This window comes from Larkinella sp. C7, assembly GCF_006149005.1.
Classification (GTDB): domain Bacteria; phylum Bacteroidota; class Bacteroidia; order Cytophagales; family Spirosomataceae; genus Larkinella.
On sequence record NZ_VBSL01000021.1, the window covers coordinates 1 to 23,712 of the forward strand.

At 41.9% G+C, this 23,712-nt stretch carries 13 protein-coding genes and 1 pseudogene; 9 read left to right on the plus strand and 5 right to left on the minus strand.

The window, feature by feature from the left end; genetic code table 11:
* The 3 genes and pseudogenes from FH871_RS28850 to FH871_RS28860 all read right to left on the minus strand — a co-directional run.
* Positions 1-1,842 (minus strand): annotated as a pseudogene (locus FH871_RS28850) (hypothetical protein); the annotation flags it as partial.
* A 14-nt stretch (positions 1,843-1,856) separates the two neighbouring features.
* The gene (locus FH871_RS28855; RefSeq protein ID WP_114408603.1) at positions 1,857-2,780 is read right to left on the minus strand and encodes an ABC transporter ATP-binding protein; all 924 of its coding nucleotides are present in this window, start codon (positions 2,778-2,780) and stop codon (positions 1,857-1,859) included.
* Between the two features lie 172 nt (positions 2,781-2,952).
* Positions 2,953-3,639: a recombinase family protein gene (locus FH871_RS28860; protein ID WP_114408604.1), complete on the minus strand. Its 687-nt coding sequence runs from the start codon at positions 3,637-3,639 to the stop codon at positions 2,953-2,955.
* A gap of 173 nt (positions 3,640-3,812) precedes the next feature.
* Between FH871_RS28860 and FH871_RS28865 the strand changes: the two genes are divergently transcribed.
* The 4 genes from FH871_RS28865 (at position 3,813) to FH871_RS28880 (ending at position 6,624) form a co-directional block, all read left to right on the plus strand.
* Positions 3,813-4,466 (plus strand): recombinase family protein, encoded by a 654-nt coding sequence (locus FH871_RS28865; RefSeq protein ID WP_114408605.1) that lies wholly within the window; start codon positions 3,813-3,815, stop codon positions 4,464-4,466.
* A gap of 117 nt (positions 4,467-4,583) precedes the next feature.
* A complete protein-coding gene (locus FH871_RS28870; RefSeq protein ID WP_114408606.1) occupies positions 4,584-5,501 on the plus strand; it encodes an ArdC family protein in 918 nt (305 codons plus the stop codon).
* 292 nt (positions 5,502-5,793) lie between these two features.
* Entirely contained in the window at positions 5,794-6,075 is a 282-nt protein-coding gene (locus tag FH871_RS28875) for a hypothetical protein (protein WP_114408607.1), read from the plus strand.
* Between the two features lie 111 nt (positions 6,076-6,186).
* The gene (locus FH871_RS28880; RefSeq protein ID WP_114408608.1) at positions 6,187-6,624 is read left to right on the plus strand and encodes a hypothetical protein; all 438 of its coding nucleotides are present in this window, start codon (positions 6,187-6,189) and stop codon (positions 6,622-6,624) included.
* A gap of 290 nt (positions 6,625-6,914) precedes the next feature.
* Here the strand turns inward: FH871_RS28880 and FH871_RS28885 are convergent, their stop codons facing one another.
* The gene (locus FH871_RS28885) at positions 6,915-15,050 is read right to left on the minus strand and encodes a UvrD-helicase domain-containing protein (RefSeq protein WP_138994892.1); all 8,136 of its coding nucleotides are present in this window, start codon (positions 15,048-15,050) and stop codon (positions 6,915-6,917) included.
* Positions 15,051-15,121: 71 nt separating this feature from the next.
* Entirely contained in the window at positions 15,122-16,567 is a 1,446-nt protein-coding gene (locus FH871_RS28890) for a sigma 54-interacting transcriptional regulator (protein WP_138994893.1), read from the minus strand.
* A gap of 134 nt (positions 16,568-16,701) precedes the next feature.
* Between FH871_RS28890 and FH871_RS28895 the strand changes: the two genes are divergently transcribed.
* The 5 genes from FH871_RS28895 to FH871_RS28915 are packed head-to-tail and all read left to right on the plus strand — an operon-like array spanning position 16,702 to position 23,702.
* On the plus strand, positions 16,702-17,946 hold the full coding sequence (locus FH871_RS28895; protein ID WP_138994894.1) for a DUF2130 domain-containing protein: 1,245 nt from the start codon (positions 16,702-16,704) through the stop codon (positions 17,944-17,946).
* Positions 17,947-17,994: 48 nt separating this feature from the next.
* A complete protein-coding gene (locus tag FH871_RS28900) occupies positions 17,995-20,574 on the plus strand; it encodes an N-6 DNA methylase (protein WP_138994895.1) in 2,580 nt (859 codons plus the stop codon).
* Complete coding sequence (locus FH871_RS28905) at positions 20,571-21,482, plus strand: hypothetical protein (protein ID WP_138994896.1); 912 nt, start codon at positions 20,571-20,573, stop codon at positions 21,480-21,482. The genes FH871_RS28900 and FH871_RS28905 overlap by 4 nt, the downstream gene beginning before the upstream one ends.
* Positions 21,483-21,492: 10 nt before the next feature.
* A complete protein-coding gene (locus FH871_RS28910; protein ID WP_138994897.1) occupies positions 21,493-23,034 on the plus strand; it encodes a class I SAM-dependent DNA methyltransferase in 1,542 nt (513 codons plus the stop codon).
* 44 nt (positions 23,035-23,078) lie between these two features.
* Complete coding sequence (locus FH871_RS28915) at positions 23,079-23,702, plus strand: hypothetical protein (RefSeq protein WP_138994898.1); 624 nt, start codon at positions 23,079-23,081, stop codon at positions 23,700-23,702.
* Positions 23,703-23,712 lie beyond the last annotated feature (10 nt).

Genomic DNA, 23,712 nt, shown 5'->3' on the forward strand with positions numbered 1-23,712 from the left:
CTGGTTCAGGACATTGGTGTTGTAGAAAATGAATCCGCCGAGTGCAAGGATGAGCACCACCGCCGTCCCGGCCATCCAGGGCGTTGAACCGACGAAACGGCGTCGCGCCATCAGAAGCCGAAACCGGAGGGCCTCTTCCCTGCCGCGTACCCAGAGGAGTCTCGCCACGACGGCCAGAAGCCCCGCCCAGGCCGCCCAGTAGAGCTTGAACCAGAGCCAGGGACCCAGCGAAGGGCCGAAGCCGCGCATCTCCGTGTACGACCACCCCGGACCAGCTCCGTAGACGAATAAATCATGATCGACTCCGAAGAGGGAGGAGAGGGTGATGAATACGTAAGTGATCGTCGCCACCAGGTGACCGACGTATTTCTGGTTCACCAATACGTGAATGACCAGAACGAGAAACGCGAAAAGGAGGTATTCGGGAAGTTGAAGTCCGAAGAGAATTTTCAGGTATAACGGCACGTCAAACGTATTGTAACCCAGTATCGCCTGAGCGAACAGGCCCGCAAACATCTGCAGCGTGGTGAAGGCGACGAGCAGGAGACCGAGCCCCAGGAATTTGCCCAGGAACGGCGCCCATTCAGACCCAGGCATTGCGTCGGTGATCTCGCCGAGTCGGGCTTCCCGTTCCCGCCAGATCAGTTCACCGGCAAAGAAAATGAGGAGCGCCGGGATGATCACCCAACGGCTCAGTTCGGCAGACAGCGGAGCGGTCAACTCGTTGATGACCCGCGTGGTCGTGGGAACCAGGGGAACGCCGTTGGATTCCATTTGATCGACCACCACCGGAATGGTCAGAAGTGGGATAACCGTCAGCAGGGCAAGTCCGGCCCAGCTCGTCGCGATCGTTTGGAACAACGTCCACGCAAGGGTGAGCGTCTGGCGGATGTGCATGCCGAAGCCGAATGTCCGTGGGATCACCGGAACCCAGATTGGTGTGCTGGCCCTGATACCGATCACCGGCGAATTAGTGGCATCCTCTCTGACCACCTGTGGTCTACGGAACAGAAGGCTCAGGCGTGTCCACCGCGACGTGCTCCCCAAACGATGGGTGAATCGAAAACCCAGATAGGTAACGGCGACTGAGACCAGACCGATGCTGAGCCACATGAGACGGTTCGTCAGGACAATACCCTCCAGGTTAAGCAGTCGCTCCTTCTTTTCAATGGTTGTCCACAAATGCGCAATGTCTTCTACGATGAACCGAATTCCAATCGGGTCCACTAGTGTCCCTAGACCCAGCTTGTAAAGTAGGAAAGACGCCACGAAAAAGCCCATGAAGAAGAGAATGAAACTGCCGAAGTAACTGGCCATGGCCCTTCCGCTTTGGATGGCAAGCCCGAATTGGAGTGCCGTCGCCACGAATGCGTTCGGCAGTGACAGAAAGGCGTAAGCGGTCAGAAAGGCAGCCGGTCGGAAGGGGCCAATCAACTCAGGATCCACGCCCGGCAAGTAGATCCCCAGCAGGATCCCCACCTGCACGGCCAGCAGGAGCAGGGCATTGAGAACGAATGCCGCCAAAAAACGCCCGCCGAGATACTGGGCCCTGGTGATGGAAGTGGTATAGATCAGTGGATGCATTCGGCTCCCGGCGTCCCGCGCGGCCGCATCGCCGGCTATGGCCGCGGCCATCATCAGCCAGATCAGGCCGCCAAATACCGTGGTATTTGCGATGAGAAATGGTGAGTTGATAAAAAATTCCTCGAAAAGAGCCTCGGAGACGGCCCGGTCTCTGGTCATCAGGAAATTCAAATAGACCAGAACAATTAAAAAGAGCCAGATATAAGGACGGCGGACCTGGTAGGCAAACTCAAAGCGAAAGATTTCCCGGAACTTCATGGCTATGGTTAGGCTTATTTCGGTTGGAGGCCGGCTCGTTGGGGATAATGACCTGCCATGGCGCTGAAGTAAACATCCTCGAGGTCAGGCGGCACCGACTCAAAACCAACCGGCTCTTCCCCGCTGTACACGTGGACGACCGTGCTTCCGCCCAGGAGTTTGGTGGAAATGATTTTATGCTCCAGCTCCACCTGCGGCAAGAGACTTTTTTCGATAATTTTCCGCCAAATCTTTCCTTTGAGTCCTTCTATGGCCTTCAGCGGTTCGGCCTCATGTATGATTTCACCTTTGTTGATGATGGCCATGCGCGTGCACAACTCACTCACGTCTTCAACAATGTGCGTGGAGAGAAGCACAACACTGTTCTCGCCCAGTTCACTCAATAAATTCAGAAAGCGTACGCGCTCGGCCGGATCCAGCCCGGCGGTAGGCTCGTCCACGATCATCAACTTCGGGTTACCCAGCAGCGCCACGGCGACACCGAAGCGTTGACGCATCCCCCCCGAATAGCCACCGAGTTTCTGTTTGCGGACGTCCCAGAGATTAGTTTGCCGCAGCAGTGCCTCGACGACCACCTGGCGGGACCTGCGGGTCGTGATGCCTTTCAGGATGGCGAAATGATCCAAAAGACTTTCGGCGCTTACCTTCGGATAGAGGCCAAACTCCTGGGGCAGATAGCCCAAAGTCTGGCGTACTTCGTCTTTCTGATTGACTACATCGATGACATGCCCTGAATCCGGGCTAGAGACTTCCAGGCTGATGGTCCCTTCATCGGGTTCCTGTAAAGTGGCCAGTATGCGCATGAGCGTTGACTTACCGGCACCGTTCGGTCCCAAGAGACCATACAGGCCATGGGGGATGGTGAGGGTTACGTTTTTAAGTGCCTGTACCGCACCGGTGGAATACGTTTTGGAGATGTTCGTAATTTTAAGGGTCATAGTGCCTGCGAATTATGGCTTCAGAATGCCGTTGAAAGAGCCCTGGAGGTTTTATTATCCAGCCGTCGTAAAGGTATTCCAAAGAACTTTGAATAACAAAGTAAGTTGTTAAAAAAATAGGCCTTTATCAACTGGAAACCCGCAGGGTTACGATGCAGATTATCTTTTAGTCCTAAGTCAATTCCGTTTTAACGAAACCTGCCCGTTTGGCTAATCGCATGACTTGCGTAGTTTGAAAATTTCCACCCCGTGCCGTTTGGAAGCCGGCACCGTTTAAGCGCCGGGCAATTTCGCCGTAACTCAAGTTGATCATCACCAGCGCGCGGATCAACTCGGTGGCCTTCCGGTTGTTTTCATTCGTTAGGCCTCTCTTTCGATTCGATTCGGCCGCTTTGGCCGAGACTGATGGGTGCAGAAAGGACTGGGCACCGTTACGCCATTGACCGACCTGGCGTAACTTTTGATCCAGTGCCTGTTTGGTACGATTACTGATCAGCTTACGTTCCTGCTGGGCCAGGGCGGCCAGCAGGTGAATGGTAAATTCATTGGCATCGGGCATATCTGCGCAAACAAAGCTAACCTTCGAATCCATCAGCGACGAAATAAACGTCAGGTTGCGGCTGAGTCGGTCCAGTTTGGCAATGACGAGCCGGGCCTGGTGAGTCTTGGCGTAGTGGATGGCTTTGAGTAGCTGGGGTCGCTGGTTGACCTTGCCCGATTCAATGTCGGTGAATTCCGCCAGGATCCCAGACGGATTTTGAACAAACCGTCGGACGGCCGACTGCTGGGCATCCAGTCCTAGCCCCGACTTTCCCTGCTGTTGGGTACTGACCCGGTAGTAAGCGACGAAGGTTTCCATGCGGCAAGATAGAAAAAAATACCATTACATATCTATTACGACCGTTGTGAAAACGTTATAAACATGAATAATTTGCTACTTTTATCCGTGGAACACCTTCAAGAGTCAAATTTTGTTGGAAAGGGAAAGAAGGGTTCATTTCCTCTCCCCATTCCAATACCTATATCTAAAGAATGAAATACGTACCATACTACCGGGTCTCAACGGCTGGCCAGGGAAAAAGCGGCCTAGGTCTTTCGGCTCAGCGCGAGATCGTAAACCGGTTCCTCAAAGCGGATGATGAACTCTTACCCGAATTCATCGAAGTGGAATCCGGCAAGAAAGCCAACCGCCCCCAACTATCGGCCGCTATTGCTTTTGCTAAACAACACCGGGCGCGTTTACTGATTGCAAAACTCGACCGGTTGAGTCGCAATGTCTCTTTTATCTTTTCCCTGCGTAATTCCGAGGTCGACTTTGTGGCCTGCGACATTCCCGATGCCAATACCCTCACCGTAGGAATCATGGCAGTTCTGGCCCAACATGAAAGGGAATTGATTGGGGAAAGGACCCGGGCCGCTTTACAGGCCAAGAAAGCCCAGGGACATAAATTGGGCATGCCCAATATCACACCGGCTATTACGCAGAAGGGTTTGGAAATCCGCCAGCAGAATGCTCGCAGCCATCAGGCCAATTTGCAAGCGGCTGAACTCGTCCGGTTGTACCGTAAAGACGGACTCACCTATGCTGCTGTTGCTGAGCGCTTAAATGCCATGGGATATCGGACCCGAAGAGGTAACAAATTCTTTGCCATGAGTGCCCAACGGTTGGATTCAAAAACGAATTAATCGGTTTTGAAAATTACCATATTACCATATTTTATGTGTAAAAATATTGTATTATATGATATAAATGTTTATATTTATATCATAATCAATGAGTTGAATACGTAAACATTGACCCCTATGCAACCCCAGAAATTAACCTCCGCTCATGACATTGATGTGTTTCAAAAGGTCACCAACCTGTTTATTGAAAAGCTCGAACACGGCGTAAACCCCTGGGTTAAATCGTGGTCGACGGTGGGTGTGGTTCCCCAGAATTATTTCAATAAAAACATGTATAAGGGGATTAATTTATTCCTGCTGTCGCTCAGCCCGTATGATGTGCCTTTCTTTTGCACCTTTAACCAGGCCCGGGAAAACGGTGGCACCATCAAAAAAGGGGCGAAATCATTGCCGGTTATTTACTGGAATTTTGTGGACAGCAAAACCGAAACGATCACGGGCCCCGATGGAACCGAGCAACCCAAGAAAAAGGCCTTTATCAAGTATTACAACGTCTTTAACATCCGCGATGTCGAAGGCATTGACTTTGTGTTGCCCGCCCACCCAACGAATCCGAATGAACCTATTCAGGTTTGTGAAACCATCGTTGCCCAGATGCCGCAAGCCCCCGCTATTCGGCACACCAACAAAGCCCGAGCCTATTACAGCCCATCGGCTGATTTGGTCAATATGCCGGATCAAGAACAGTTTTCCAGTTCAAAGGCGTATTACAGCGTTTTGTTCCACGAGTTGACCCACAGTACTGGCCATGAAAGCAGGTTGAACCGGGAGGGGGTCACACAGCTTTGCCCGTTTGGTTCGACCAATTATTCCAAGGAAGAATTAGTCGCAGAATTGGGTGCCGCCTTCTTGAATACGTTTACTGGCATCGCTGATGAAACCTTACTGGATAATTCAGCCGCCTACCTAAAAGGCTGGTTGAAGCCGCTACGGGACGATAAGAAATTCATTTTCTGGGCCGCTAAAGAGGCTCAGAAAGCGGTTCAGTTCATCGCTCCTGTCCTGAGCGATCTACAGCCCGAACCCCTTGAATAACGCCCGCCGAAGGCCCGCAGCAAAGCGGGCCACTTTTTTTCATAGTGCCCCGGCTTCGCCGGGAACCCTAAAAGAAGCAATCGGGTGAAAATTAGCGAATCGAGGGGAAAACCACTTGATTTGTTAGGGGTTTTGCCGATTGATCAGCAACCGACAGGACGCTTACATGGTTTTACGATTGCTGATGAAGAGCACCGTACGGACCGTAATACCGCTTACCAAACCGGGTAGCAAGGATTGGCACCTTTGTATCATCTTATGGGAAACCTAAATTTTTACCAGTAAAATCAGTATGGAGCAAACCCATTCAAATCACGCATTGCCCGTAAAAAAGCAACACCTCTGGCAAGTGGGCGACCTTGCCCGGAGTTTCCAGAAAGTGAACCAAACCGTTGCGATACTACTCGAACCCACTCGTTTTGTTTGGGTTACCATGGACGGTGCTTGTTGTCATATTCCACCGGATGAAATGGAATTCGTTCATAACACCGAATTACGATATCAGTACTCGGGAGAAAATGAGGTTTTGATCGATTTTGAATTAGATCTTTTCGCCCCCTACTTTAATCGGTAAAAAGGCCTTCCGAAGGCATTTAAAGGTTTATTGATATTCTGAAATTTGTGTTCAAGTACGGAATCGGTTTAGAAAACCAATTTGGTTAAACGGCAATTTCCGGTCAACACTATGGAATCACCCATTAAGCAGGCTTATATTGATTATCAGGAAAAATTACAGGCATTAGCGCAAACCATCAAGGCACAGGTCCGCGAGAATGCCAGCCTGAAAGCGGTGCAGACAGCACTGAAAATTACCGCATCGATGTACTACCAACGCTTGAAATATCCTCAGAATATCCCTGAACAGGAAATTGGTGCGTTGACAAAACTGGTGCAAAATGACACCATCGCACAGCTATATAAGGAAACCATTGAATTCGGCCAGCAGTTAAGTGAATCTATTGCCGAAAGTCTGAGAAACACGGATATTACCGTTACCTTCCTATGTAAGAAGTTAGGTATTGATCCATCGAGTTATCACCGGAAACAAAAAGATCCACGTTTGTGGAATCAGGCCGAAATCGAAAGAATTGCCCAAGTTATTGAAACCATTGAAAGGCTTTAAAAAAAGTAGAAAGTTTAGATTCACCTAAGCCGCTTTGGCTGAACGATTAAATGCCTTGGGTTATCGAAACCAAATAGGCATAAAATTATTTGCCATAAATGCATAGAAATGGATCTAAAAAAACTAATTATTTAGTTTCATAATACATTAATTTACAGCGATTTATGCCTATTTTTTGTGTTTTATAAATTTAATTATGTTAACCTAAATTTTATTAGCTCATACTTTAAAGAAATTCATTTATAATGCAAAATACTTATGAGTTGAAGTTTATATTGACTGATAAATTACTAATCTACTGGAACTCCAAATCCAGCAAAGTCTACCAAATAAATGTAACCTTGATTCCTTGCTTCCTGACACCAATCTCTTGCAAAATTTGTATCATTATCTGAATCGAATTTGCAAGTGTCCTCATATGACCAAACCACCACTTCGTTCACAACAAATCCTGAAACAGTTTGGTGGTCTCTGACAATATTGGCGTTACCCGCTAATTCTCCGATGGGTCTTGTTGTGTTTTCCTTTAGCAGTTCATGAACAATAAATTGTGTGCCGTTGTATGGAACAACTCTCCTTCTTACAAAAACAAAATCACCACTTTTGACCGAAGTATTAATATAACTGTTTACACCGCCATTAAAATTAAATGCTTTAGCAGCCCAGCCTATTTTTAGTTTTTTAATTTCCGGCTGTACAGGGATGCCAAGGCCCACATTTGCATTTTCAGGAATAACATAGCGGTTATTATTTGCTAACGCGATTTCTCTGAAATGTTTGAAGATTAGCAAACGATACCTTGCTCTTGTATAAGCTACAAATGCCAATCGTTTTTCTTCGTCTAACTGTTCATCAAGTTCAGCTTGAGTTAACAGGTCGTTGATTTTTAAAGGTAGATTTGAGAATGATGGAGGGATAATAACGCTATCAAATTCGAGCCCTTTAACCTTGTGCATTGTAGTTAAAACTATTTCCGTTTCATGAGTTGCAGCCGAAATTCTATCTAAATATTTTTCATATATTTTATACAACTGACCATCATCTTTATAGGTCAATTCGGTTATAAACTCTAATAAATTATCGAATACCTGACTTTCATCTTGTTCTTCCAAGTATTCCAAAACAAGTGCATGAATTACCCTAATGTAAAAATGATTCCAATTTTGGTTGTTGTTTATCAGGTCGTTTATAAATACACGAAAAGTTTGCTTAAAATCTAAAGGAATTTGTTGGCCTATTTTAGATTTTAAGAACAATATAACTGCATGACATTCTCTTATACGAGTGAACTCATAAGGTAAGCTACCTTGAATTCGGATTCTAATTTTGGGAAGATTAAGTCCTTTTATTTTTTGAAAGCCTCTATATACTTCGTTGTTTGTTCTGAAAAGAATTGCTATCTGCTTATATGGCCGTTGCCCAACTCTTTCTTGCATTAATATTGAAATCTGATCCCACCAATCAACCCTTTGCTGTGTCCTGTCTATGATTTGAGCATAATTAGCAATGAAATTCTCATCAGGAACTCTTGTTGGTCTTGGAATTAAATGTTGGTGCTCTTCCGGAAGTGTCAATATCTGACTTGCTAAATTCAAAATTGCCGGATAAGACCGGTGATTGTCATACAATTCAAATTGAGTTGGATTGAATATCTCATTAAAATCAGCATAATATGGCCAAGGGCTCATCCTTCCACCTTCTTTTATTCTTTCATAGCCATATATGCTTTGATTTGGGTCGCCTATAATAAACAAATGAGAATAGGTTAATTCATGCAGTTTGTTTAAAAGCCTAATTCTTACATTATTAATGTCCTGAAATTCATCTACCAAAATATGCTTTAATGGGGCTAATTGATTCATTATTTGCCCAGGAGCATTATTCAGTTGATCAAGTAAAATTGTTTCCCATTCATCAAATGGTTGACCTTTAATTTCATTTTGGCAATATCTTTTAGCCAAACCATGAAAGGTAAATATCTTGATTCTCTTAGCTAAATTTCCGTAACCCAAGTCGTTGAATAGGCGGCCTAACCTTTCTTTTAATTCAGAAACAACTGCTCTGTTATATGCCAGCACCAAAATTTCTTCTGGATTAGTCCCAATATGATGTACTAATCTTGCAACACGAAGAGTCAAAGTATGTGTTTTACCGGAACCAGGCCCTGCCATTACATTAATATGCTGGTTTATTTCGGCATCATAAACTTTTCGTTGTTCCTGATTCAAACGGTCTTCTTCAGTTTTTATCGCATCACCCCTCCATTTAACAAGCAATGGGTCATTCGGTGGAAGTTCATCCTGTAATAATTGCAATAAGCTTTCCAATGAATTACATCCGAAGTATCTCCTAATAAAAGTATCTTGCTTTTTTCTGACTGTACTTGCATCATTACCCAATCCACCTTTTTGGAATCCAGCCAACACCTCTAATGCAATCAATTTAAGTTCTCTTACTTTTCTGGTTTCCTCAAATTCTTCAAATATTTTTTTATCAAGTGATTGCAAATCTGTTTCGTCAATATTCTCGATTGAGGTAAGGTAAATCTCAATACCGGTAGGAAGTAAGCCTCCTGTTTTACTATATCCTAATACAGATAATATAAAGAGCAAGTTAGATAAGTATTGTACGTTCCCTTTGAAATCCAAATCGGAAATAATATCCGGCCAGTTGAAATTCTTTATGTTTTTATCAAAGTATTGCTTTGCTACATAATCCAATAGTTTTATGCAGTCTTTCTCTAATTGTGTGATTTTATTTGACCATTCTTCCTTTTTGTGATAGCCATTAAATATTGACTGCTTTATTCTGACTTTCCGGTTACCATCAGTAACCTTTTCCATTTTGGTTTCGTGTTTAGTCTTCCCCAACAATCGAATGATAGTAAAGGCATGTTTGCTTCTCTTTTTGAAAATATCCTTGATGTAATTGTTATACTCCTTTGTTTGAACTTCTGCATTGTCTTTCTTTGTCCAGGGTAGCTTCTTAAAGTTTAAATTTTCATTTACAGATTCTTTTAAGAAATCATCTAGTTCTTCTCCTTCAAAAAACTTGGAGCTGTTAGAAGGAACTGAGCTCAGTATTTTAGATGCTAATGAAAATACCACCTGCAGTGCTGGGTACTTTTCATTATCGTAATAAATATTCTTGCAATGATTTGTTTCATCTAAACGAATTTTAGTTGGCTCAATAACTACATCTTGCAATAGCTTTAATATACCCGCAGCATGATTTTTTAATAAAGCAGTAAATAGGTTTTCAAGACTTAGCTTTGAAATGCTTCGTAACGATGCAATAGAAAGTTGTACTACTTTATTAGATTGAGCATCACTTGGAAGTAATTCAAGTATAGCATGACATACTTTTTCGCAATCCTTATCCGGACATTTATTTATACGTTCGGCTAATTTGCTTAATGATGCAGAATCAAATTCTAAATGAGTAATTGTGAAATACCCTAATTTAATTCTTTCTAATCGTTCCAGCCAATGCAATGCAATTCTGAATTTGGTATCAAGGTCATCATTTACAGAACCTTTTTCATTTGAATATAGATTGAACGGCACTGCCACTGGAATTTCAGTATCCGGTGTCAAGTGTTTAAACCTTGCGATATATTCTTCCAATACCTGTTTAATATCCTTTACCTCATGCCATGAAATTCTGCTTTCATGTAGTTGGTCTTTTAATTTTGCGAAATCATTATTGGTGGTAAGGCAAAGTGTCTTAATCGGATTTTCACTTTTATTAAAACCTGCTTCTAATCGTTGTTTCTCGTTTCTACCAGCCCTTCCAACTTCTTGAAGAAAATCCTCAAACGTACTAGGTGGTGAATAATGGGTTACAAAATGAATATTTGGTATGTCCATTCCCATACCAAAAGCTTTTGTTGCAAAGAGTATTACAATCTCTTTAGTTTCAGAAAATTTTTCATATGTGTCCTTACGATCTTCTGCATCCATCCCAGCATGAAATGCTCCCACCTTATCTGCAAAAGGACAATCTGCTCCAAATACTTCTCTTAAAATATCCGACATTATCAATGAACATTCTTCAACCTTTTTTCGGCTCTTAACAAAAATGATTGCCCGGCTTAATTTTGGATTGAATTTGCCTGATTTTAAGTAATTCGCTACTTCAAGAAGCCTATCATCTTCAACCACATTATGTTTGAAATCCATTTTGATGTGGTCTCTTACCGGATTGTAACTTTTCTCTGTGCCTTCTACAGTTACAACGCCTGGCATGAGAATACTTATCTCTTCAAAAACCTGTTCGGAAATTGTAGCGGAAAATAGCAACTTACGCATTTGATAGACTCCGGAATAACCTGCAACTTTTCTGCCTGCATTCAAATAATCAGGACGAAACTCCTGACCCCATTGCGAAATACAGTGTGCCTCATCGAATACAACATATTCTAATCCACTATCAGCATCCAATCTTGTAAGAAGACAATTTTCAAATGAACGAGACCTAAACCGTTCTGGTGTTATATAAAGAAGAGTAACCTCGCCACCAGAAATCCTTCGATAAATATCTCTAATTTCTACATGAGATTTGTCTCCACTTAGGAACTCAACATTGCTATAAAAGCCCTTATTCCACAGGGCATCTACCTGATCTTGCATTAAAGCACGAAGTGGACTAATAACAATTGAAAGCTTACACGAAAATGCTGAACGGAATAAGGCCGGTCCTTGAAATAACAAAGATTTACCTGCTCCAGTTGGTAAGGAAATTAGCAAATCCTTTTTTGCCGGTAAAATTTCATTTAAACATGGGTGCTGGTAATCATGCCACGGATATGGAACACCCCCCTCTTCTGGTATCAAAAAGATTTGTCGTAGTATTTCTTTCGCTTCATCAATATTAAAGTCGGTGTCTGCATTCTCATGAGCTGATGAAAAGAACTCCGCTGCAATTTCCTTATCTGTATCGTAATCTGCTTCTTTAAACCACATCTGAGCACTTTTAGCATTAAGATTTAAACTTTTCTCAATACCATAATAGTCAGTCAGTCTTGTATCACAAAGAAATAGCTGCGAATCCGGATTATTATCATAAAGCATTTTATAGTAATAATCAATAAGTGGTTTGTGCAGTTTTATTAGCGAAAATAAATCGTAATCCTTTTGAACAGCATTAACGTCAGCCTGATAGTCATCTTCCTTTTGTTCTTCATTAGTTTCAAATTCTACCGGTATCTTTCCCTTCAACATTTGCAATTTCTCCTGTAGCAAAAAACTATCCCATATAAAATCTAATGGGCCAGTATAGTTGCTTGAAATTATTTTGTCTAAGGTTAGGAAAGAAGCTATTAAAAGTTTGTTAGGTGATCTATGTGTATGCAGTAATTCTACCTGTCTTGCCAATGAAGCCTTTGTATCAGGAATAAAATACCCTTTACGCCTTGCATAAGCCGACAGCTTTTCAGTTTCCAATTCATCGTTTACAATTAAAACTTTAGGATTATTTGTATTGCCAATACCCTCAAATAATTTGAATTGATATACCCAATATATTTTCCTATACAACGATTCAGGATTAACCCTTTTTTGTTCAGCTATATAACCAGACTTCCTGGCATCCGGCCTTATAATGAATGAATTTGTTTTTGTAAAGGTTTCATCTACCCAATCAATATAATGAGCCTCATTAATAGGCAAATCATTTATACAGGCCTCGAAGTTGAGATTACACCATACTTTGAATTTGCCCTTACCAATTTTTTCTAACCAAATATTTTGAACAAATTCTGGAAACTCTGTTATACCCAATTGCCTGCAATGACTTTGTTTGAGACTAATGAAACTTTTACCACCAGACATTTGCAGCCATATAGGTTCATTTTTTAATCTGTCGAAAATTGTCGCAAAATCAAAGTCTTGACCTAATTGTAATTTACTTGTTAGATTGTATAATTCATTTCCAACTACAATTACTTTTAAATCTGAAACTTGTTTACCATGCTGTTTTAGGATTTCTATATCAGTTGACTTAATGCAGATAGGCTTGTGATTAATATTTCCAAAGCCAACATTAATGTTGTCACATATTAACGTTGCTTGCTCACTGTTTAGCTTTAAACGTATGGCTATTGGCAGGTGCTGAAAATAAGGCTGCAACCCTTTTGAAATACATGAATCCACAAATCGAAAAAGGATAGCCTTGAGCAACTTATCAGCACCAAGAGTTGCTTCTATTTTTTCTTTATTTAAGCAAAAGCCTAAAGACTTATAATCCGAATAAAATGTGAGGTCAAACTGATGGGATAATGTATTCCAAAGAAATTCAGGAGCAATTACAACTTTGTTCCCCTCTTCGTTTAATTTTTCTGTGAGTTGATTAAATGTTTGTTTAGAAATATTCTGGTTCGTGGGATTAGGACGGAAAAACTCATTGGACTGTTTTACAAAATATTCATAATCCAATAATGCCCAATTTGAATTACTGCTAATTTGATTAATTGCTTCGATTGCTTTTGCAGGCAATAATTCTTTAAGACTATCTAAATTACGTTGCGAAACTATTATCCTTGATAATTGATTTTTGAATAAACGATAAGTGAGTTCCGTATCTGATGCTGCACTGTGTTGTGTTTTAAGTCCGTAACTAAATCTTTCTGGGTTAAGCAACATTTCAACATCGAGAGTATCCCAAATAAAATCAGAAGATGGCGAAGCCCCATGATTTGATAATACAGATAAGTCAAACTCCTTAATGTTCTGACCAATAATTAAAGAACCTGAATTTATAAGAGTTACCAGTTCTGCAATACCATCTTCCAACTTTTTAAAATCTGATTCGCTTTTAACGCCTAATCTGCTTTTCCAGGCAAACTCATTTATTTTCTCACCATCGGATTCTAAGTCGAAACACAAAAAGTCAATTTTTGAAAATTCGCTTTCAAGTATGCCAGCAATGTATTTTTCTTGATAATTTGACAGGGATGGAAAAGAAAAATAGTAAGATAGAATTTTATCAGACGGCAGCTTTTCTATGAAGCCAGCTTTTTCATCATCAGTCTTTAACTCTTCAATGTATTGCTTTGTACGAGCTTCCGAAAGCTCTTTTATTGAACCTGAATTATATAGTTCTATATAAAACTGATTGGCATTGCATCTATAATTAGTTTCTTCCAATGGGATGGAAGGGAAGGCTGTTTTAAATGCTTCCAGAAATATAGTAACAGCTTGCAGTTCTTCTTTACTGTTAATCTCCCAGCCTTGGCCAATTAAATACTTATATGATTCTTCAACTTGCTTTGTTGGACCTTGTTCAGAAAGAAGTTTTGTTAATACCTGTTGTAATGTCTTCCAATCTAATGATGGTAACACTTCAAATCGCCAAATGTCAACTTCTTCTTGCTTAGAGGGATTGGGTAACTTTTCAACTTCGCCCAGTGCCCACAAAACGAAGCTAATTTTATTTAGTGTTTTCTTCTTTTCTTCTAAGTATATTTTAAAGAATGAAATGTCCTTGATGTTCTTTATTTCCTTATTTATTTCAGGAATTGTCTTCTGCTCAAAATTGTTAATTACATCAATGTATATTGAATTTATTTCGGCTTCTTTGAGTTCTGTTTGTAACAATGATGTTAGCCATTCAATTGTGCCCTTATATTCATTAAGGTTGGGTAAAAGTTTTACAATTATGGCCTTACCAAATAAAATTGATTCTGCTTTTTGAATTATTTCAGAAGGTATAACCGAAGCCCTCCAACTTGATGTCCGATAATGAGCAGTCACTGTAGCAAAGCCAGTCTCATATTTCTCTGTTAAAGCAATTTCTTTTTCTAATTGATTATCTAAGAGTGGATAGGCAAAGGATTTTGACGAAGAATCTTTATTGAAAATAAAAACAGGAATTTTGTTAGAAACTTTGATTGCATCTAATTCTCCAGGCTTTTTTCTTGAGGCAACTGTTTCAAAAATTACTATATCATCCTCATCAATACCTGAGGTAATAAGTTTTGATACATGGATGAAACAATCTTTGTTATCCGTGAAACTATGGACATACCCAAATCCTTTTGTAGAATCAAAAAATTTGACTTTGCCAAGCTTTTTATTTATTGGAAGTTTTGGGCTCCGTAATTTAGGATTTAGTTCTGTAAGTTTATTTCTCAAATTTTCATTGGTACTATCTATTGCCTCTAAATTTTCAGTTCCGCTATCAGGATCAAGGTTATATAAATACTGTTTTTTTAAAAGCTTTTCAAGTTTTAGTCGAAGATCCATTTTTGTGAATTTACTCGTTTGTGGATTGATTTCAACTGCAATCTTAAATAACTCTATAAATTCTAAAATATTCCTCTGTTGAATGTTATCAAATTTGGATAAAGTAAATCCTATATGCTTCAAACCAACTTGAAGTTTTTCAATATTAATATTTTCACTCAGTAAAGAATTTTCAGTTAGCATTGCAATTGGGATTTTTGGTTTTGGCCACTTTGACTATTTGAACTTTTTTTAGACAAAGGAGAAGTCTCACCTTAATCATAGGGCAATAAATTATACTCGGCCAATTTTTTCTGTAAAGTATTAATTGAACCAAATCCTAATGCTTGATATGTCTTGTTTTTATTGCCATTGAATGCTTTTAATGCTCGTTGAATTAAAAGCTTTTCATGAAAACGCCAATTGTATGAATTAGAGGCTTCCTTTGGCTCACGCACCCACTCAGGCAAGTCAGCAACCTGGACTTTCTCCCCAGCGAAGACATAAAGTGATTCAATGAGATTTTCTAATTCACGTACATTTCCGGGAAATAAGTAAGTCTCTAAAAAATGCCAGGCTTCGGTTGTTATGGAAATCGGCTTTTTTCGCCGGAACTCCTTGAACTTACTCTTAAGGAAAAAGTTGATGAGATCGCGTTTTTCGGTTATTCCCCTCTCGGTGACGGTCGGTAATTTAATTTCGGTAGTTGAAAGTCGATAAAATAAATCCCATCTAAAAAGATCTCTAGCACATAAGCTACGTAAGTCTCGGTGCGTTGCTGAAATCAGTCGAAAATCAACCTTCTTAAGGCTTGTCGAGCCAACAGGCATAAATTCACCTTCCTGCACTACGCGTAACAGCGATTGTTGCATATAGGGCGAAATATCCCCTATCTCATCTAGAAAAATTGTGCCTCCATGAGCTTCTTCAAAAAGACCTTTTCGATCATTGGCCGCACCAGTAAAAGCCCCTTTCACATACCCAAACAATCGTGATTCCAATAATTCATTTCCTAAAGCTGAACAGTTAATAGCAATAAATGGTCGATTTGAACGCGATGATTGTTGATGTATATAGCGAGCTAAATGCTCCTTTCCAGTACCACTGGCTCCTTGAATTAGGCATGTGACCCGGTCAGCCTCAGCTACTTTGTCGGCTCTCAAATAAACGGGCTTCAACGAAGGTGTTATCAAATAATCGCTTGTGACACCTTGTTGACCTTGTAATTTTTCCTTAATTATTGCAGCTACAGGTTCGGGCCACAATTCAAGGTCAGTGTATACTAGCTTCGGAATACCTTTATTAAACTTGGGTGGTCGTGTTTGTAAAAGCTTAGTACGTAGGCCAAGTGATGCATGGCAAAAGTACCAGACCACCTGCATCGCCGGTGTGCCAGGTGAAATAAACAAGTCAATATCATGATCAGAAAATTCCTGAAGCAAGGCTTCAATTTTCGGTCGAATAGCTGCCGGGTTAATCACGTCATTATTACTTATATCCATATACCGTCCTTGAATGATCTCTCGGCGGTCTGGAAAATCATGAGCTAAACGGTTTAATAGTATATCAAGACGGGTATCTTCAGCCACTGCACTGGACAGAATCAGATGACGATCATGATGAAAAAAATTTTGATGAAATTGCATCGTGGGGCTATCATCTGAAATAGCTCCATCACGGAAATCATGTTGTAAAGCATACCAGGATATCAAAATTTTCATGTCAATATTTGATAAGTAATTTCATTTATTGCAAATCTCTCGAACCCAAATGTACCGAATTTGCGCTAAATTCGCACTGGCATGGTATTCGCCCTTAAGCTCGTATCGTTCAACCCTCCAAAACCCATACCGATATGATGGCTACACTTACCTGCCCACACTGTTCCGAAGCAATTGATTTCGAATCGACGCTGGTTCATCAAATAAAAAATCAATTAACAGAGCAACAAACAAGACAGTTTGCTGGACAACAGAAGGCTCTCGATCAGCGTGCAGAGGCATTGAAGCAGCAGCAGGCTCAATTAAATCAACAGTCTACAGCTCAACAGGAGGAAGTGGAGCGACTTCTCAGGGAGCAACGGGTTCAACTAGTTCAACAACTGAAAAAACAGCTTCAAGCCGAGCAGAATACCGAATTAGACCAATTGAAAGACGAACTTCGCGAAAAATCAACCCGTATTCGCACCATGCAGCAACAGGAGCTGGACCTTCGTCGGCAGCAGCGGCAACTGGAAGAGCAACGTGATGCAATGGGTCTGGAAGTGGAGAAACGACTACAGTCGGAACGGCAAACTATTGAGCAGAAAGCAATAAAGAAGGCACGCGACGAAAGTCAGTTTCATGCTGACCAACAACAGGGAATCATTGACAGTATGGCGTTGCAGTTGAGCGAGATGAAGCGCCGGATCGAACAGGGTTCTCAACAGGTTCAAGGCGAAGTTCAGGAAGTAGCCCTTGAAAAACTATTAGCGGATGCCTTCCCCTTTGACCAGATTGAAGAAGTCAGTAAGGGTATCTCTGGAGCCGACGTTGTACATACTGTTCGAAATGAATTTGGGCAGATTTGTGGACGTATTATTTATGAGAGTAAACGAACGAAAGCGTTTAGCCCGGCCTGGATCGGTAAACTAAAAAGTGATTTACAGGCGCATAAAGGCGATATTGCCGTGTTGGTTACGGAGACCATGCCCAAAGGCTCTTTGCAATTTGGCGATCACGAAGGCATTTGGGTATGCTCGTTTCAGGAAGTACGGGCGCTGGCGTGTGTACTCCGACAGGGCGTATTACGAGTAGCCGAAGTACAGGCTCTACGACAAAACCAGGGCGAGAAAATGCAGGTACTCTATAATTACCTGACCAGCACTGAATTTCGGCAGTGCATGGAAGGGATCGTACAAACGTTTCGGGCGATGCAGGATGGACTGGAAAAAGAAAAACGGGCTACAAAGCGGCAGTGGGCCGAACGCGAAAAATTAATAGAAGCCGTTATCGATAATTCAGCCTGTATGTATGGTTCCATGCGGGCTATTGCGGGTGGGGCTGTAGCGCAAATTGATGGTTTCGAGATGGAGGCTGAAGAAAATCCACTCCTACTTTGAACAAATTCTCTCATAATACAGAATCACTTTTACTCAATCATTGAATAGATGACTATAACAGATACAGTAGAACACATATTATCAGACAGCCGCCGTAGTCTTTTTGCTGAACAAATTGTAGAGGAAGCCATCCGAAAACATAGTATTTACATAACATCTGAGCAAGTTAACGCTGTTGTTGCACAAGAGCCTGAGCGATTTGACTACCAGTCAAATGGTAGTATAATGCTCCACTATGAGAAAGTGTTTTTAAGCATTGCCAATAGATTGCGAGATATAAATAGAGATTGGAGTCGCTACCAAAACGATAACGTGGCTTTAATTCTTTTTATAATTCGCCTTATAGGTCATCCTGAATTAATTAGTAAACTTGGCTTTCAGCCAGAAAAATACACAGGTATGTCTTTTGAGGAGGCTGCTAAAGACCTTATACAAGACCTTGTTAGGCATTCCGAATTGCCAGTAGATCAGCTATATAATTTCAATAAACAGGAATTACGTTTTAGCTGGAAAGATCTTGCAGGTTTTGAATCGGATATTCGATCTATTCCGGACTTCTATTTCGGCATTTACTTTTCAAACCTCTTTCGTTCAGGTGATCGTTATCACAATCAATACTTAGAACCAAATTCAACTTGTGCTGAATTAATAGCTTCTCTGGCATCCACTTTACCCGGTAATCATGTATTAGACCCTTTTGCTGGTATTGGCTCATTTATAATTGAGTTCGACAAACAACGAGATTTTACTAAGAAGAAAAGTTATTGGTTGGCGGATATTAATATAAATGCGGCAGTCTATGGAAAGATTAACCTTTTTTTAAATGGAATAGATGAATTTGTTTATATAAATACTGATTCTTTCCTCGAACCATCTATTGTTTCGCCGGATCTAATTATAACGAATCCGCCTTTTTTTCATAGTAGTGACCAAAGAGACGTTGTAGAACTTGTTCTTAATCAGTTAGCAGATGAGGGCCAAGCACTTATAATTGTACCCGACGGATACCTTTTCCACTCAAAAAATAAACGGCAGCGAAAGATGCTAATTGAGAGTGGGCAGATACGATCCATTATATCCTTACCGTCTAGTCTTTTTATGCCCTTTGTGACTGTAAAGACGTCAATCCTACATTTAGTTAAAACTTGTACTCAAAGTCAACCGGTCCTATTTATAAAGACGGATGACTTAACAATCGAAAATCTTCGAGAAAAAATACCAAGTCTTACTCAAGTATTCAGTGACCGTATGGCTCAAGAGGGTATTTCTAAGCTTGTATCGGTCGAGGAGATACTAAATAATGATACGAACCTAAGTGTACCTCTTTATTTTACTGTTTCATTCCGTGATTATGGGAATAATGAGCTTGGTCAGCTATTAAAGCCAGTCAAGAAAGGTGTGAGTTACCGCACTGTAGGCAAGGATTTACTTAATGAGGAAAGAATTGGCTTACCAGTAATTCGAACCAGTAGTTTACCAAATTCTTCTGAAGCAATTTATCTAAATATTGCCAACACAAAAAGTTATTCTAGTCAGCTTCCAGGGGTAAGGCTACCTAACAAAACTCTGCTTTTATCATTAGTTGGCCCAACACTTAGGCCGACTCTAGTTGATACAACTCAAGAATTGATACTCGATGGACGTTCTGTAATTGCCCTACAAGCAGACTCTGAAAAGGTACTTCCAGAATACTTAGCATATCACTTAAACGATGAACCAATCCTTGAACAAGTAAGGTCTTACTACCAAGGCCTTACCTCTCAGTATATTAGAAAAGAAGACTTGTACAAGATTAGGGTTAAAATTCCTGATCTTGATGCACAACGCCTTTATGTTGATGAAAAGCAACGTATCTTAGGTAAAAGTCTAAATCAAATTCGCGAGGAAATCTCTTATGAACGCTTTTCAACCCTTCAGCACAGCATGTCTCAGCCATTGCGAAACCTACGTGGTGATTTCGATACGCTGTTAGCCTATTTACAGGAAAAGAGTGAAGAACAAAGCGCTATTAGTTTCCTAGACTACACTGCTCCTGTCTTTGAGGATGAAACACCTGAAGAGTTGGACAAAACTCGGTTGATAAGTGTAACAAACCGACTGAACACAAGTATAAAGTATCTCCAAAATTCACTTAGAAAGGTAGATGCGCTTATCAAAACAAGTGAGCCTTTAGAGTCTAGCCCTGTGCAGATTCGTGAACTACTAGAGAGGGTCTTGGATATGAACAATAATAATACGTATTCATATAGGACGAAAGGGCCGGATGTTACTGTTCAGGCTGATCAATTTCTGTTAGATGCAGCATTTAGCTATTTAATTGAAAATGCCGTTAAGCACGGATTTGATTTCAGACAAGACAGTGAAAGAAATCAGATCGTCGCAGAAATAAGTGTGCGTAGATTTCAGAATGTCGAAATTATGTTAATGAACAATGGACGCCCAATGGCTGACGGTATTGGGAGTGAGCAAATCTTCGAAAAAGGGCGTACCTCGCATAAAAGATCTGGAAGTGGATTTGGTGGGTTTGTCATAAATGAAATTATCAAAAAGCATCAGGGTACAATTGAGCTAATCTCTAGACCTAGTGACGCTTACCCAGTGCAATTTAGAATCACTTTACCAATATGAAGACTGAAAACAAACCAATTAACGTACTCTTCATTGATGATGAATCAGCTGTTCGCGACTCCCTTTACACGGAAGCGAAGCGAAGGCAAATCCTTATTAAAGGAGTCGATAATTTGGATGATGGACTACTTGAAATAAGGAATAACCCTCGTATCAAATTTATTATTTTGGACGGTAAAGCCTACCGTCATCGTGGGCAGGTAAAAGGAACAGAAGGTGGTAACTTCGCAGTAAAAGCCGTTCAGGATATACCTCGCTTAGGCCACGAACTAAATCGTTACTTACCATTTTGCTTTTATACAGGATTTGCGGATTTAGCAGGCGACCTGAGTGGTGCAGACCACAAAGTGATTAATAAAAATGAAGTAAATGCTTCCACTAAGCTTTTTGATTACATCTGGCAAACCTATTATGATTCAGAAGAAGCAAAATTAAGGAATAGCTATAATGACCTTTTCGAGGCTGTTGAACTGATGAAAAGTCAAGAAGCAGAGGAAGTATTAATTAAGCTCTTAAAAAGCAACGAAAAATTACAGGTAGCTGATTATAAGTCTATACTGGTCAATGTAAGGAGCCTTCAAGAACTTGTCTATAAAGCTATTTATTCAAAAAATCAGTCTGTTATTGGCGATCATCATTTTAAGAATGACGGAATGGTAGACTTCACGGCGGTCAAAAAACAATTGTCTGGAAATAAAAACAAAGACAAGGATTATAAACCCGATACACAGGTGTATCAAAATAGCACGATTGAACATCTTACAACTTCGATATATCGGGGTTGTGGGGAATATATTCACGCTGATTTACGTCGTGATTATTACTTATCACAATATGGCCTCAGTTCGCTGGTAAACGGCGTTTTTGAGCAATTAATGTGGTTCAGACAATTGTATCCAACGATTTAAATAGTTTATAATGCTTACTGGCGAACTACGCACAAATATCGACCGTGTCTGGAATGCGTTCTGGACGGGCGGCCTTTCGAATCCCCTGACGGTTATCGAACAGATTACCTATTTACTCTTTCTTCGTCGGCTGGATGAACTGCAAACGGCTAAGGAAAGCTTGGCGAATGCGACACAAGCGCCAATTGATAATCCAATATATACCCCCGAACAGTACGATCTTCGTTGGAGCCATTTCAATGGCAAAGACCCGGAAACGTTGTACCGGCTCTTTACCCAGCCCAACGGCGTGTTTGAGTTTATCCGGTCGATGGGGAAAGAATCTGCCTTTGGGCGGTATATGAAAGGGGCTACGTTCATGATTCCAACGCCCCGACTGCTGGCTCAGGTGGTGGACCTGCTCAATCTGGTGCCCATGCGCGACCGCGACACCAAGGGGGATGTGTATGAGTATCTGCTGGCCAAGATAGCCACAGCCGGGCAGAATGGACAGTTTCGCACACCACGCCATATTATCAAAATGATGGTGGCTATTCTGGCCCCTCAGCCCGACGATATTATCTGTGACCCATCCGCAGGTTCGGCCGGATTCTTGGTGGCTGCGGGTGAGTATGTAGCCGAAACTCATAAGCAGTCATTGCTCAAAACGGCTACGCAAGACCATTATCGGCACCGGATGCTCATGGGTATGGAATTCGACCCGACCATGATCCGGATTGGGGCTATGAATTTACTGCTGCACGGTATTGAACCCGAGCAGTTAGCCGATGTCGATGCCCTTAGTAAAAGTAACGCCAGTTTTGCTGATTCGGCCACGATGGTACTGGCTAACCCGCCCTTTAAAGGGTCGCTGGATGCCGACCATGTAATGCCCGACCTGATCAGGATGGTAGAAACCAAAAAAACCGAGCTACTATTCCTGGCACTTATCCTCCGGGGACTTCGACCTGGTGGCCGGGCGGCTGTTATTGTACCGGATGGTGTCCTGTTCGGCAATAGCAAAGGGCATCGGCAGATTCGGCGCGAGTTGGTAGAACACCATCACTTACAGGCCGTGATCTCCATGCCGAGTGGGGTGTTTAAGCCCTATGCCGGGGTTAGTACGGCGGTATTGATTTTTACCCGTACCAATACGGGCGGCACCAATCAGGTGTGGTTCTACGACATGCGGGCCGATGGCTACAGCCTCGACGATAAACGAGCAGCTACAGGGCCCGATTTTGAAAAATTTGCCGATCTCGAACGGCTTATTACCCAAAACGAAGAAACGCCCATCACGACCACCGACATACCCGATATTATTAGCCGATGGCGTAACCGGGCGGCCGAAAGTAGCCGGGCGCGTACCGACCAGAGTTTTATGGTGCCGGTGGACGAGATTCGTGAAAACGCCTATGACCTGAGCATTAACCGCTACAAAGAGGTGGTCTATGCGCAGAAAAGCTACGACACGCCCGAAACGATTATCGCTCAAATCAACGCGTTGGATGCTGAACGGCAGGATGACTTAAAAGCCCTGGCGGAGTTACTAGCAGAGCCGGTGGCCGTTTAGCGTCGCCAGTGGAGGCAGGTTTTTCCCTGAACTTTAATAATTACATGGACTCAACGATTCTAGAACCCTTCAATAGTACGTATGATGACGTTGACCGACAGGCCGACGCACACGTCGAGAGTTTGTTAAATCTAATCAGAACCGATTTACAAGACATAAAAATTACGCTTTCTGGCGAGGATAGCCCCCTGGAGAACTGCTGGGACGAAGTTTGTGCCCATTGGCAGGGCGAAGAATTTCTCATTTGGGAACCCTATAGAATGACGATCGAAGGGGTGATTGAGGGGTGCTTTGACGACTTACCGCACAAGACACAGCTGTACATAAACTTTGCTGCGCTGGTAGCATCCGATTACCGTACGGAGGAGCATGACTATGAAGCAATTTATGAAGAGAGAATTCTGACCTTTCTTTACGACAAGGTGATGGAACTGGCCCTAAAAGATACCAACCCACGTATCGAAGCCTATCTCGACCCCTACACACCTGAAGAAGAAAGCCAGTATAATGCCGACGAATACCTGCTGTTGCGCATTGATCCGGCCCGGCGTGATGACTTTCTGGCCGCGTTAGACTTGTTTGGCTTTGTAAAAAACATAGCGATAGACGATGAGGGAATACCTTATCTGTTTGATCTGCTGGACCATGTCGATATACCTGAAAACTAATGAACTTCTC

Coding starts and splice junctions, on each gene's coding strand:
- FH871_RS28855 (WP_114408603.1), bottom strand. CDS start 2,780: ATGACCCTTAAAATTACGAACATCTCCAAAACGTATTCCACCGGTGCG.
- FH871_RS28860 (WP_114408604.1), bottom strand. CDS start 3,639: ATGGAAACCTTCGTCGCTTACTACCGGGTCAGTACCCAACAGCAGGGA.
- FH871_RS28865 (WP_114408605.1), top strand. CDS start 3,813: ATGAAATACGTACCATACTACCGGGTCTCAACGGCTGGCCAGGGAAAA.
- FH871_RS28870 (WP_114408606.1), top strand. CDS start 4,584: ATGCAACCCCAGAAATTAACCTCCGCTCATGACATTGATGTGTTTCAA.
- FH871_RS28875 (WP_114408607.1), top strand. CDS start 5,794: ATGGAGCAAACCCATTCAAATCACGCATTGCCCGTAAAAAAGCAACAC.
- FH871_RS28880 (WP_114408608.1), top strand. CDS start 6,187: ATGGAATCACCCATTAAGCAGGCTTATATTGATTATCAGGAAAAATTA.
- FH871_RS28885 (WP_138994892.1), bottom strand. CDS start 15,050: ATGCTAACTGAAAATTCTTTACTGAGTGAAAATATTAATATTGAAAAA.
- FH871_RS28890 (WP_138994893.1), bottom strand. CDS start 16,567: ATGAAAATTTTGATATCCTGGTATGCTTTACAACATGATTTCCGTGAT.
- FH871_RS28895 (WP_138994894.1), top strand. CDS start 16,702: ATGATGGCTACACTTACCTGCCCACACTGTTCCGAAGCAATTGATTTC.
- FH871_RS28900 (WP_138994895.1), top strand. CDS start 17,995: ATGACTATAACAGATACAGTAGAACACATATTATCAGACAGCCGCCGT.
- FH871_RS28905 (WP_138994896.1), top strand. CDS start 20,571: ATGAAGACTGAAAACAAACCAATTAACGTACTCTTCATTGATGATGAA.
- FH871_RS28910 (WP_138994897.1), top strand. CDS start 21,493: ATGCTTACTGGCGAACTACGCACAAATATCGACCGTGTCTGGAATGCG.
- FH871_RS28915 (WP_138994898.1), top strand. CDS start 23,079: ATGGACTCAACGATTCTAGAACCCTTCAATAGTACGTATGATGACGTT.